An 11,985-nucleotide genomic window follows, 5' to 3' on the forward strand; every position below is an offset into this window, starting at 1 on the left:
GAGATGCCCGACGAAGACGCATTCTCACCTCTCGAATCCCACTGCTCTCTCCGAGAAGCAACCTACGACGGCATCCAAGGCTTCGCCCTCATGGACTGCGACGGAGAGATGGAGATATTCGCAGAGAACCGTTCTGACGTGTTCTTCTACATTCAGGAGCACCAGCTGACGTTTCGGCTCCTCAACTGATCCCCCGATTCATCCAATCAACCCAAGGAGAGTGCTGATGCGCACGATCACCGACCACAAAGTCAACCCTGCGAATGATCGTATCCTTATCGAGGTCACTGACGAGCCTGGCGCAGGTGGCGCGAACCACGAATACCGTGTGACGCTGCCGCCAAATGCTGATCCATCCAAGGCGTCGAAGTCTTGGGAAATCAGCTTCCAGAATGGCCCGATCAATGAGAACGGCATTAATGGCCTGACACAGGAAGTCTTGCTCGCCATCGTAGCCGATCGCCTCCGCTCCTTCCAAGCTGGCCAGTTCGCTTGCCGCGAGAATGCTCTAGCCCTCACCAAGATCGAAGAGGCGCAGCATTGGCTTCATAGCCGCACTCTGGCTCGCATGCAGCGCGGCGTAGAAGGCACCAACCAGAAATGACGCCCTCTCGCTGCCATGCCCTTGAGCGGACAAGCCCCAAGGGTTCGCCTTTCCGGGGGCGCTGTATCCAGTGCGGCCTTACCGATTTGCCTTCTAGCGCTGTGCAGCGTTACTGCGAGAACGTCTCGCGCCTTGCCGAAAGCGAAGCGTTGTTGGCTGTCCTGTCGCCGTCTTCTACGCAAGAGAGCATGACCTAACCGTGGTGAGGCTGAATTGAGCGTTTCTCCGATATCGTCTTGGCGCAAATCGCGGTTTCCTTTCCTGTACTGGCGCGAGATCGAGGTGTACGGGGATGATCGGCTGCGGCTCAATTGCGGCCAGTTCTCGCATGAATACGCCTTCTCTTTTCGGCGGCTGATGTGACGCGTAACCTGTTGCTTCTCCTAGCAATTCTTTCCCTCTCCTCATGCCAAGCCCCGCAGATATGCAAACACTGCTGGGTGTCTAGTAGATGATCATCGACTTCAACGCAGAGCGAGACAAGCGATCCGCTCCAGACGTTGAGCACGTCAGAACCGACCAATTCGGCCGGCCAATGTTCGAATTCCTCTGCGATTACAGGACAGACAGCGCATGCTGGTCCCTTCGCCTCTGGGCATACTCGCTTGAAGACGCAGAAGCACGAGTAGAGGCAATCAGGGGCTCGCTCACGTGTCTCGGGCAGATTTACACGGTCGTTTCTTAGCAAACCAATTTTGTAAGCACGTAGTCATCAACATTCAGCAGCAGGATTAGGTTCCACAGGAGGCTAGCATCGATATGCCCAGTTCATTCGAAGAAACAGCCCCTCCAGGCTATGCGTGGACGGTGACCACAAGCGATAGCGTCGATCAGCCCAAGCACACCCGCTACATCCAGATCGGCGGCGCAGGCAATCTCGCCGTTGAGATGTTCGACCCTGCAACGCAGCGACTTGCAAACGTCACTCTGACCGGTTTGACGGCAGGCCAAGTGCTGATGATCCGTACAAAGCGCATCCTCGCAACCGGCACGACGGCAACGAACCTCACGGCACTGGCTTAACCGTAGAATAAACATATCGCGGAATGACAAGGCCTCACAGGCCAGTAGAAATAATATTCCACCAACCTGAAAGGGAGTGGGAGATGGAAGAGCCTAAAATAGGCGTCAATACGGGCAACAGAGGCAAGGGCCGGCCCAAAGGCGCAAAGAACAAGACGACGGCTCTGCTCAAGGACGCAATCCTCAAAGCAGCAGAAGAGGCGGGCGGCAAGGACGGCATCGTTGGGTACCTCAAGGCCCAAGCTGGCGCCAACCCCGGCCCGTTCATGGCTTTGCTCGGCAAGGTTCTACCTACGCAGCTTGAAGGCAATCTGACCTTCACCCACGAAGACGCCCTGAATGAGCTTGAGTGAGCGAGAGAAGGCAATTCGGCGCAAACTTCGCGACGAGTTCCCACACTACGCTCCAAGATGCCTGAAGATCCGGACAAAAGCCGGTCATGTTGAGCCGTTCGCTCTGAACAGGGCGCAGGAATACCTCCACAGTCGGCTGGAAACCCAACTGGCTGAGACCGGCAAGGTTCGGGCACTGATCCTCAAGGGCAGGCAGCAAGGCATCTCGACCTACGTCGGTGGGCGCTACTATCACAAGGTGACGCACAAGCGCGGCCGGCGCGTCTTCATCCTCACTCATGAGCAGGACGCGACCAACAACCTTTTCGGCATGGTCGAGCGCTATCACGATCATTGCCCGGAACTGGTAAAGCCAACGACGGGCGCAGCGAACGCCAAGGAGCTTTCCTTTCCCAAGCTCGATAGCGGTTACGCAGTCGGCACGGCAGGAGCGAAAGCGGTCGGTCGATCGCAGACGGTTCAATTCTTCCACGGATCAGAGGTAGCTTTCTGGCCAAATGCGCCCACCCACTTCGCTGGCGTTGTCCAGGCTATACCGGATCTGCCGGAAACTGAGGTCATCCTTGAGAGCACGGCAAACGGCGTCGGGGGTGAATTCCACGAACGCTGGCAGCAGGCAGAAGCGGGGATAGGCGACTACATCGCAATCTTCATTCCGTGGTTCTGGCAGCCTGAGTATTCGCGGCCGGTTCCTGATGGCTTCGTCCTCGACGAGGAAGAGGCAACCTATCAGGAAGCATACGACCTGACGCTGGAGCAGATGGTTTGGAGGCGGGCCAAGGTGGCAGAGCTGAAGGACCCGACGTTGTTCAAGCAGGAATATCCGGCTACCGCTGCTGAAGCGTTCCAGATGACGGGCCATGACGGCTTCATCAAGCCAGAGCCGGTTGTAGCAGCTAGAAAGGCAACGATCGAAGGGATTGGCCCGCTAATCCTCGGCGTAGACCCGTCGCGCTTCGGTGATGACCGTTTCTCGGTCGCATGGCGGCGCGGTCGTCAGGTTTCGAAGATAGAGAGCAAGACCAAGCTCGACAACGTGGCCGGCGCCAACTGGATCAAGCAGATCATCGACGAGGACAAGCCCGACAAGGTGTTTATCGACGTTGGTGGGCAAGGTGCCGGGGTTTTCGACATCCTCAAAAGCTGGGGCTCTCCCTATGCCGATGTTATCGAAGCGATCGATTTTGGCGGCGCTCCTCAGGCCATGGAGATCATTCTCCCGAACGGAGAGAAAAGACCTGGCCCGCGTAACCGTCGTGCTGAGATGTGGATGCGGTCCCGAGACTGGCTCGATGAGCCTGGCGGGGCTGATATCCCCGACGAAGACAGCCTTCAGACTGACGCCTGCGGGCCTCAATACCGATACGACGCCAACCAGTACCTGCTCATCGAGAGCAAGGAACAGATGCGCAAGCGTGGCGTCCGATCCCCTGACGAGTGGGACGCAATCGTACTGACATTCGCGGCTCCCGTTGTGGAGCGGAAGAAGAAACCAGACCCACGCGGCAGGATAGCCGGGGGTTGGATGGGAGCAATCGCATGGCTATCAGTCGGCGTGAGCAGTTTATCTCTGATGCTCTCTCATCTGCATCAGACGATTGCATAATCTGGCCTTTTGCGGTTCGGAAAAGCAGCGGATACGGAGCACATAGCCTCAGCCGTCAGCATGCCAAGAAGAACATAGACGCACACCGGTATGTCTGTATCTTGGCCCACGGCTCTCCTCTGGATGAAGCGCACCAAGCCGCACATCGTTGCGGCAACAAGCTTTGCGTGAATCCATCTCATCTCTATTGGGCTGACATCCTCACAAATATGGCCGACGCAAAGGCGCACGGAACACTACGCGGCGGCGGTTGTGGGCGACAGAAGCTGTTTGACCGCGAAATAGCGGAAATCCTGAACTCGGGCGATAGCCTGCTGAAGTTAGGCAAGCGGTTCGGCATGGACCCCGCTTACATCGGCAAGCTCAAGCGCAAGCATTTGGCGGGTGCGAATGGCTGAATCATCTCCCACCACTCTCGACAAGAGCAAGCCTGACGACGTTCTGACCGCTGGCAAGAAGGCGTTCGAACTGTGCTCCGAGGCTGAAAGCGAAAACCGTGTCATCGCGCTTGATGACATCCGGTTTGCACGTCTTGGAGAGCAATGGCCGTCCGATATCGTCAAGCAGCGCGAGATTGAAAACCGCCCCTGCCTGACCATCAACCGCATGAAGGCGTTTATCCGCCAGGTGGTGAACGACAGCCGCCAGAACAAGCCATCGATCAAGGTGCATCCGGTCGATAGCGGCGCCGATGTGAAGACTGCCGACATCATGAACGGCCTCATTCGCAACATCGAATACACGTCGAACGCAGATGTTGCCTACGATACCGGCGTTGAGGCATCTGTTTCCGGTGGTTTCGGCTACTGGCGCGTCAGCCGCGACTATGCCTGTGATGACAGCTTCGACATGGATCTGTCCATCCAGCGCGTGTCAAACCAGTTCTCGGTCTATGGCGATCCGAATTCGACAGCGGCCGATTCCTCGGATTGGGATGTGGCCTTCGTCGTCGACCGCATTCCGAAGGAAGAGTTCAAGCGCAAGTACAAGAACAAGAAGAACGTCAATGAGGAGCCGTGCGCGGTCGATTTCGACAGCGATGCATGGGCCTATGATGATAACTGGCTGAATGACGACGGCGTGATGATTGCCGAGTGGTGGCAGCGCGAGGAAGTCGATACGGAAATCGTCAAGCTTTCGAACGGCCACACCTACAAGGCCGAGCAGCTTGAAGATCCTGTAATCAAGATGTTCCTCGACAATCGCGTCCTGACTGTCGTCAAGCGCCGCCCTGGCAAGACCTACAAGGTCACGCAGACGATCATGACCGGGGCTGATGTCCTTGAGGTCAACGATTGGCCGGGGCGATATATCCCGATCATTCCGGTCTACGGCGATGAAATCATTGTGGAGGGCAAGCGTTACTACCGTTCGCTGATCCACGACGCCAAGGACGCGCAGCGGATGCTCAACTACTGGCGCACCACGGCGACCGAGCTTGTCGCGCTTGCGCCTCGTGTGCCGTTCATTGGTCCGAAGGGAGCGTTTGACAGCGATGCGGCCCGCTGGGCAACGGCGAACACGCAAAGCCACGCCTATCTCGAATATGAGGGCAACACTCCCCCACAGAGACAGCCTCTCGACGGTGGAGCGGCTGCTGGCTCACTGCAAGAGGCCTTGAACGCCTCGGACGATATGAAAGCCATCATCGGGATGTATGACGCATCCCTTGGCGCTCGGTCGAACGAAACGAGCGGCGTTGCCATTGCAGCCCGTCAGCGGGAAGGGGATGTTTCCACCTTCCATTTCATCGACAACCTGTCACGCGCCATCAGGCACACAGGCCGGATTCTGATCGACCTCATTCCATACGTCTACACCGAAGAGCGCATTATTCGCGTGATCGGTGAAGATGGCGTCCAGAAGAGCGTCAAGATCAACTCTCAAGAGCCTCAGTCCGTCATGGACGAGAACGGCCAGCCGGAAGTTGACGACGAAGGCAACCCGATCGCCGGCATCTATGACCTGACGGCAGGCAAATACGACCTCACGGTCACCTCTGGCCCGTCGTTCACGACACGGCGCGAGGAATCGGCGCTGCAGATGCAGGAGTTCATCCGGTCCTTCCCGGCCGCTGCACCTGTCATCGGTGATTTGTATGCCAAGGCACTCGATTGGCCTGGGGCTGACGAGATCGCCAAGCGCCTCGAAAAGCTCAACCCTGCCAACAAGAACCAGTTGCCGCCTGAAGTGCAGCAGATGATCCAGCAAGGGCAGCAGGCCATTCAGCAGCTCACGCAGGAAGTCGAAGCCCTGAAGGCTGACAAGTCGATCGACCAGTACAACGCCGAAACTAAGCGTATGGATGTCGAGGCAGGCATCAAAAACGACAAGGCGAAGACAGCCATTTCCGCAGCCGGTCAGATTGCCAAGCTCGAAGAGCAGCCATCGCCGGTTGGCCGCAATTTTCTTCCCATGCGCCAAGGGTAAGCGGCGCTTCTTTCCTCCACCAACCTACATCAAAGGAGTGGACCTTCATGGACGAGGGTTTGACGGCTGTTGCCGAAGAACTGGCCACGCCAGCAATCGAGACGCAAAAGCCAGAAACTGCGCAGATACCTGAAGCCAAGGACGAGCCAATCGACCTTGACGCGCCTCAGGAAGAAGAAATTCAGCCTGAGCTTGCGCCGGAAGGCGAGGAACAGCCCACCCTTGAAGGCGCAGAGCCCGACGTGGTGGAAATCGAGATCAACGGGAAGAAGTACAACGTCCCCGCTGAACTCAAGGACGGCTACCTCATGCATGCGGACTACACCCGCAAGACGCAGGAAGCCGCGACGATCAAGAAGGATGCCGAAACCCGCAAGGCAGAGGCAGACGCCTTCTATACGGTGTCTCAGGAGGTTCTTGAGGCCCGCGCTACGCTGCTCAACGTCGATGCGCAGCTCAACCAGTACCAGAACCTCGACTGGAGGGCTCTGGAGCAGGAAGACCCCATGGCGGCTATGTCGGCATGGCGCGAATTCCAGCAGTTGAAAGAGGTTCGTGGAAACATCGGCGGTTTCCTCGACAAGCAGCAGAACGAGATGTCCGCTAAAGCGAAACTGGAAACAGACAATCGCCTGCGGGAAACACGCAAGTTTGCTGAAGAGAAAATTCCTGGCTGGTCCCCTGATGTGGACGCCAAAATCACCGAATTTGCAGAGAGCAAAGGGTTTACCCGGGAAACGCTTCTGAACGCGTACAGCCCACCGGTTTACGAAGTGCTCTACCTCGCATGGCTCGGTAACCAGTCGCTGCAGAAGGTGCAAGCCACTCCCAAGCCCATCCTCCCGACAGCCCAGCCTCTTCGTACCGTCTCGGCCAAATCAAGCCCTGCCGTGACCAAGAACCCTGCGGATATGTCGATGGACGAGTACGCGAAGTGGTCGGATCAAAAATTCAAGAGATAAGGAATCTCTCCGATGACAAATAGCATTGCAAAACAAGTCAACGTGTTCGCGAAGGAATCTCTGAAGATCCTCGAAAACACGCTCGTCATGACCAAGAAGGTCTATGTCGATTACGATCAGGAATACTCCCAGTCCATCAACGGCTACAAGAAGGGCGACACGATCTCGATCAAGCGCCCTGCGGACTTCACCGTCCGTACCGGCGCCACGCGGTCGGCCCAGGATGTCGTCGAAGGCTCGACCACTCTCACGGTCAGCAACCAGATCGGTGTGGACGTTAACTTCACCTCGAAGGAACTGACGCTCGATATCGATGAGTCCGGCGTTCGTGAGCGTGTTCTCAAGCCGGCCATGATCCAGCTTGCGAACAACATCGACGTGACCCTGATGGGCCTCTACAAGGATGTTCCGAACTGGGTCGGCACTCCCGGCAACGTCGTCAACTCCTTCGCTGACTTCTCGGTCGCTCCCCAGCGCCTCGACGAGTTTGCTGTGGATGGCGATCGTACCGGCGTTATGTCCCCGGCTGATTACTGGGGCATGCTGGCATCGCAGACCGCCCTCTACATCAACCAGCCGGCAAACGACGCGTACCGCATGGCCCGCCTCGGCATGATCGGTGACGTTGACACCTACATGGCGCAGAACGTCCCGACGCATACGACCGGTGTTGGTACGGGCTCCCCGACCGTCAACGGCGCATCGCAGGATGTGACCTATCTGTCGGTCAAGGATACCTACCAGTCTTCGCTCATCACGACGGCTTGGACGGCTTCCACGACCGGTATCGTCAAGCAGGGCGACATCATCACCATTGCCGGCGTTTACGCTGTCAATCCGGTGACCAAGGCAACCCTGCCGTTCCTGCGTCAGTTCGTCGTCAAGGCAGACGCAAACTCTGCTGCTGCTGGTGCAACGACGCTCACCCTGTCGCCTCCGATCATCGCATCCGGTGCACAGCAGACGGTTTCGGCCGCTCCTGCCAACGGCGCGGCGATCACCTTCCTCGGCACGGGCAGCACCGGCTACCGTCAGAACATGGTGTTTGCGAAGAATGCCTTCGCTTTCGTCTCCGTCCCGATGGAAATGCCGGCAGCCGTCTACAATGGCTCGCGCCAGTCGTACAAGGGCATCAGCATTCGCCTGATCCCGGTCTACGACAGCACGAACGACGTGGCAGGCTGGCGTTATGACGTGCTCTTCGGGGCCAAGGCGATCGATCCTCGACTCGCCACCCGCTTCAGCGGCACTCCGTAAGCGAAAATCACTCAGAGGGGCGGGGCTTCGGTCTCGCCCCTTCTCATGTTGCGGAGTGAGCGGATATGGCGATAGCGAATTACACCGATCTGAAGGCCTCGGTCGTTGATTGGATGGCCCGCAGTGATCTGACCGGCAATGCCGCCGATTTCATCACCCTTGCAGAAGCCCGTCTTAACCGTTTGCTTGAGGTTGTCGCCACGACAGCCAATCTAACCGGTGTTTCGAGCTCCAATGTCGTCAGCATTGCTTCTCTTCAGGTCGTCGATCCGGTTTCTCTGTACCTGACGGCTTTCGAGAAGGAATATTTTGTCCCTCAGTCGGCATTGGGGACGTTTTACGAGCAGAACACGCCGAATCTCCCGAACAATTGGGCCATTGAGGGCTCAAACATCCGTTTCGACTGCCCTCTGGATATCCCGTACCCCATCCGCTTCACTTATCAGGGCCGTTTCGCGCTCTCTGATGCAGTGCCGACCAATGAATTCCTCACGAACAATCCGGATCTCTACCTGGCTGCGGCCATGGTCTGGGGATGTGGCTACGTCAAGGATCAGGCTGGAAACACGTGGAAGGCAATGCTCGACGAATTCACGGCGGAAGTCCGCAGTAACAACGCGCAGAAGAAGCGCAGCCAGTTACGCACTGATCCGATGCTTCGCCGCCGAGGCTACAACTACACGACGGACATCTCCACGTGATCATACCGCTGAGCCCGTTCGAACCTGACAAATCGCCCTTCGAAGGCACGAGCAGCGCCAACGTCGTCAACGCCCTGCCTGTCGCCAATGGCTGGGGACCGATGCCGGGGCTGTCTGTCATCACCGACGCATTGCCGGGGGAATGCCGGGGCGGTGTCTACGTTCGCACAGCGGCCGGCAACTATGTCGTTATCGCCGGCACAGCCTCGCGCCTCTACAAGCTGAACACGAGTGATTACTCGTGGACGGACATTTCCGGCCCTTCCGCACCCTATAACGTGCCGCTGCAGGATGCTTGGACCTTCACGCGCTTTGGCGACAAGCTGATTGCGCACAACATCATCGATAACATCCAGGTCTACGACATCGAGGCGGCGGGCAACTTCGCGGATCTCGGCGGCAGCCCTCCGAAGGCAAAGTATTCGTGGGTGGCTGGTGATTTCCTCGTGCTTGGCTACCTCGATGGGACCAACGGGCAGAAAACGGTTCGCTGGTCGGGTAACAACGACATTACCTTCTGGACGATCGGACAGAGAGGCGCAGATTTTCAGGAGTTGCCCGAAGGCGATGAGATTATGGGCGGCTTTGCGGAGCAGGGCGGCTTTACGGTCATCCAGCGCGCGGCCATGCAGTTCTTCCCGTTCGCCCCGTCGTCGGGGTTCACGTTCACAAGAACCGTGTTGAACCCGAAGCAGGGGACGCTTGCGCCTCGGTCGATCGTCTCGATTGGCCCGAGCCGGTTCTTCTATCTCTCTGAAGACGGGTTCTTCGGTGGGGTTGACCGGTCTCCGATCGGTGCCGAGCGCGTGGATCGCTGGTTTCTGTCTCAGGTTGACCAGACATATCTAGGCGACGTGCAGGGCTCGGCTGACCCGTTCGAGAAGATTGTGTGGTGGAAGTATCGCGCCTTGAACGGCAATTTCTACCGTCTCGGCTACGACTGGCAGCTTGACCGCTGGTGCACAACCGACATTGCGGTTGGCGAAATGATGGCGCTGGCCACTCCTGGCGTGACGTGGGACGGCCTGTCTCTGCTGTATTCGCAGATCGACGACGTGACCGAGCCCTTCGATAGCCGATTGTTTACCGGTGGCCGACCGACATTCGCAACATTCACGACCGACAACAAGCTAGCATGGTTCACTGGCCCGAACCTGCAGGCGACGATTGATACTGCAGACGTGGAGATAGACGGCACGACGCGGACATTCGTCAACGAGGCTCGAGTTATCACGGACGCCACGCGAGGCAAATTCACGCTTGCCGATGGTGTCTCAGCCTACCACGGCGACGGTATCACATGGTCCAGCGCCAACTCCGCTAACCGCGCTGGCGTCGTGCCGTTCCGATCTGACGGTCGGCTGCACAAGTTCAGGTTGATCATTGCAGAGGGCGCGGTCTGGTCGATCGCTAGCGCCGTCAATGCTCATGGGCTCGGAAGTGGGGAACAGTAATGGCAGTCCTCGGCACTTACGTCGGAAACGTCAATCTTCCGGTCTCGCTCAACCTGGCCGGAGCGTCTCTGACTGACCTCTTCACGGCGCCAGACGACTCCGCAACGGCGGCATCCATCTCTTTCGCCAATGACACGGCCGGCTCGGTCAACTGCTACGTCTACTGGTATCAGGCGAGCACAGCTACGGATTTCATGGTCTGGGTCGGGGCGGTAGCATCCAAGACGACCGTGACCATTTCTGACATCCCTATCCGCATGCGGGAAGGCGACAAGATCAAGGTCGTCGGGGCTGCCAACGTGCGGGCGACGGTCATCAACATGGCAAATTACGCGCTCTCTCGATGAAGATCGGTATCGCGAACGCCGCCGAGGTTGATCAGATCTGGCCTCGATTCTCCGCACGCCTGCAAGCAGCCTGTGAGCGCACCGGAGGGGACATCTCGTCGGGCGAGCTTTGGCAGATGTGCCGGTCTGGGCAAGCTTTCTGCGTGGTCGTCTTCAACGGCGAAGGCCCGAAGGCGATCCTGATCATGCAGTTCCAGAAATGGACGGCAAAGACCGTCATGCGCTGCCTCGGCATTGTCGGGGATGGCGTGGACGAATGGCTCCCAGCAGCAAGAGAATTCATCGCGAACATGGCGAGAGAAGGCGGCGCGACAAGCTTCGTAGCCGAAGGACGAGACGGTTGGGCGAAGCTTTTCCCCGACGCGAAGAAATTGCGCACGACTTACGAGGTTGGCCTATGACCGGTTCCAGCAAGCAGACGACCACGACGACAAACAATGCCCCATGGTCGGGCGCCCAGCCGGCGCTCAACACGGCCCTGTCAGGTGCCCAGAACCTGTATAACAGCGGAGTTGGGTCTCAGGTCTACACTGGCCAGACATACGCAACACCTTCCGACCAAAGCCGGGATGCCGCCCTTGCAACGCAAGGGTTCGCTTACAACAATATTGGTGGGCGTGGACTATCAGGGCAATATCAGGACATCATCAATAATGGTGGCTATAACCCTGCAACAGCGCAAGCAACACAGAATATAGGTAATGTAGCAAACGCCAACTGGTCGCTGTCTCCTGAGTTACAGAAAATCATCGATCAGACGAACGCGGATACCAATAATGCAGTGAGCCTCAACAATTCAGCTGCTGGAAGATATGGATCTGGTCTTGGGAATTCTGCCGTTGCCGATGCGATCAGCAAGAACACTAACAACTTGCTTTACACTGACCTGAACAACTTTAACACCCGCAAGGATGCGGCTAATTCGAACCTGTTCAACATGGGCCAGAGCGCAATTGGCAATCTTGGGACGGCTTACGCTGGGATGTCTGCTCCCACCAATGATCTTGCCAAGGCCGGCGGCTATTTCGACAATCTCGCAACGCAGCAACTAAACGATCAGCTTCGCATCTTCGACGCGCAGCAGAACAAGCCGTGGGAGAATCTTGCCCGCCTAAACGCCATCGCGTCTGGCGCCGGTCAGCTTGGCGGTACCAGTACACAGAGCCAGCCAGGTCAAAATCCGCTTCTTACCGCTTTGGGGTACGGCACAACTGGCGCCGGCCTCCTCGGCTCTTTCTTCTGAGGGTA

14 protein-coding genes are annotated in these 11,985 nt (G+C 57.7%); all 14 read left to right on the plus strand.

Annotated elements, in window-relative coordinates:
• Positions 1-189 (plus strand): hypothetical protein (locus IB244_RS31925; RefSeq protein ID WP_210334360.1); only part of this gene is annotated, 189 nt, incomplete at its 5' end.
• 37 nt (positions 190-226) lie between these two features.
• A complete protein-coding gene (locus IB244_RS30820) occupies positions 227-604 on the plus strand; it encodes a hypothetical protein (protein ID WP_210334361.1) in 378 nt (125 codons plus the stop codon).
• Between the two features lie 759 nt (positions 605-1,363).
• Positions 1,364-1,627 (plus strand): hypothetical protein, encoded by a 264-nt coding sequence (locus tag IB244_RS30825; RefSeq protein ID WP_192306789.1) that lies wholly within the window; start codon positions 1,364-1,366, stop codon positions 1,625-1,627.
• An 83-nt stretch (positions 1,628-1,710) separates the two neighbouring features.
• Positions 1,711-1,980 carry a hypothetical protein gene (locus IB244_RS30830; RefSeq protein ID WP_192306791.1) on the plus strand — a complete coding sequence of 90 codons (270 nt, stop codon included), beginning with the start codon at positions 1,711-1,713 and terminating at the stop codon, positions 1,978-1,980.
• Positions 1,967-3,586, plus strand: a complete 1,620-nt coding sequence (locus IB244_RS30835) for a hypothetical protein (protein WP_210334362.1) — start codon at positions 1,967-1,969, stop codon at positions 3,584-3,586. The genes IB244_RS30830 and IB244_RS30835 overlap by 14 nt, the downstream gene beginning before the upstream one ends.
• Positions 3,520-3,984, plus strand: coding sequence for an HNH endonuclease (locus IB244_RS30840; protein WP_192306792.1), 465 nt, complete (start codon positions 3,520-3,522; stop codon positions 3,982-3,984). The genes IB244_RS30835 and IB244_RS30840 overlap by 67 nt, the downstream gene beginning before the upstream one ends.
• Positions 3,977-6,016 carry a portal protein gene (locus IB244_RS30845; protein WP_192306794.1) on the plus strand — a complete coding sequence of 680 codons (2,040 nt, stop codon included), beginning with the start codon at positions 3,977-3,979 and terminating at the stop codon, positions 6,014-6,016. The genes IB244_RS30840 and IB244_RS30845 overlap by 8 nt, the downstream gene beginning before the upstream one ends.
• A 59-nt stretch (positions 6,017-6,075) precedes the next feature.
• Complete coding sequence (locus IB244_RS30850) at positions 6,076-6,978, plus strand: hypothetical protein (RefSeq protein WP_192306796.1); 903 nt, start codon at positions 6,076-6,078, stop codon at positions 6,976-6,978.
• Between the two features lie 12 nt (positions 6,979-6,990).
• Entirely contained in the window at positions 6,991-8,235 is a 1,245-nt protein-coding gene (locus tag IB244_RS30855) for a P22 phage major capsid protein family protein (RefSeq protein WP_192306797.1), read from the plus strand.
• A 65-nt stretch (positions 8,236-8,300) separates the two neighbouring features.
• Positions 8,301-8,936 carry a hypothetical protein gene (locus IB244_RS30860; RefSeq protein ID WP_192306799.1) on the plus strand — a complete coding sequence of 212 codons (636 nt, stop codon included), beginning with the start codon at positions 8,301-8,303 and terminating at the stop codon, positions 8,934-8,936.
• Positions 8,933-10,390: a hypothetical protein gene (locus IB244_RS30865; protein ID WP_192306801.1), complete on the plus strand. Its 1,458-nt coding sequence runs from the start codon at positions 8,933-8,935 to the stop codon at positions 10,388-10,390. Before IB244_RS30860 ends, IB244_RS30865 begins: the two co-directional genes overlap by 4 nt.
• Complete coding sequence (locus IB244_RS30870; RefSeq protein WP_192306802.1) at positions 10,390-10,737, plus strand: hypothetical protein; 348 nt, start codon at positions 10,390-10,392, stop codon at positions 10,735-10,737. Before IB244_RS30865 ends, IB244_RS30870 begins: the two co-directional genes overlap by 1 nt.
• A complete protein-coding gene (locus IB244_RS30875) occupies positions 10,734-11,138 on the plus strand; it encodes a hypothetical protein (RefSeq protein WP_192306804.1) in 405 nt (134 codons plus the stop codon). The genes IB244_RS30870 and IB244_RS30875 overlap by 4 nt, the downstream gene beginning before the upstream one ends.
• The gene (locus IB244_RS30880; RefSeq protein WP_192306806.1) at positions 11,135-11,980 is read left to right on the plus strand and encodes a hypothetical protein; all 846 of its coding nucleotides are present in this window, start codon (positions 11,135-11,137) and stop codon (positions 11,978-11,980) included. Before IB244_RS30875 ends, IB244_RS30880 begins: the two co-directional genes overlap by 4 nt.
• Positions 11,981-11,985 lie beyond the last annotated feature (5 nt).

This window comes from Rhizobium sp. RHZ02 (assembly GCF_014851575.1).
Classification (GTDB): Bacteria; Pseudomonadota; Alphaproteobacteria; order Rhizobiales; family Rhizobiaceae; genus Rhizobium; species Rhizobium altiplani.

What these genes read in the sequence shown, in the direction of transcription:
- IB244_RS30820 (WP_210334361.1), top strand. Translation starts at nt 227, where the DNA reads ATGCGCACGATCACCGACCACAAAGTCAACCCTGCGAATGATCGTATC.
- IB244_RS30825 (WP_192306789.1), top strand. Translation starts at nt 1,364, where the DNA reads ATGCCCAGTTCATTCGAAGAAACAGCCCCTCCAGGCTATGCGTGGACG.
- IB244_RS30830 (WP_192306791.1), top strand. Translation starts at nt 1,711, where the DNA reads ATGGAAGAGCCTAAAATAGGCGTCAATACGGGCAACAGAGGCAAGGGC.
- IB244_RS30835 (WP_210334362.1), top strand. Translation starts at nt 1,967, where the DNA reads ATGAGCTTGAGTGAGCGAGAGAAGGCAATTCGGCGCAAACTTCGCGAC.
- IB244_RS30840 (WP_192306792.1), top strand. Translation starts at nt 3,520, where the DNA reads ATGGCTATCAGTCGGCGTGAGCAGTTTATCTCTGATGCTCTCTCATCT.
- IB244_RS30845 (WP_192306794.1), top strand. Translation starts at nt 3,977, where the DNA reads ATGGCTGAATCATCTCCCACCACTCTCGACAAGAGCAAGCCTGACGAC.
- IB244_RS30855 (WP_192306797.1), top strand. Translation starts at nt 6,991, where the DNA reads ATGACAAATAGCATTGCAAAACAAGTCAACGTGTTCGCGAAGGAATCT.
- IB244_RS30860 (WP_192306799.1), top strand. Translation starts at nt 8,301, where the DNA reads ATGGCGATAGCGAATTACACCGATCTGAAGGCCTCGGTCGTTGATTGG.
- IB244_RS30870 (WP_192306802.1), top strand. Translation starts at nt 10,390, where the DNA reads ATGGCAGTCCTCGGCACTTACGTCGGAAACGTCAATCTTCCGGTCTCG.
- IB244_RS30875 (WP_192306804.1), top strand. Translation starts at nt 10,734, where the DNA reads ATGAAGATCGGTATCGCGAACGCCGCCGAGGTTGATCAGATCTGGCCT.
- IB244_RS30880 (WP_192306806.1), top strand. Translation starts at nt 11,135, where the DNA reads ATGACCGGTTCCAGCAAGCAGACGACCACGACGACAAACAATGCCCCA.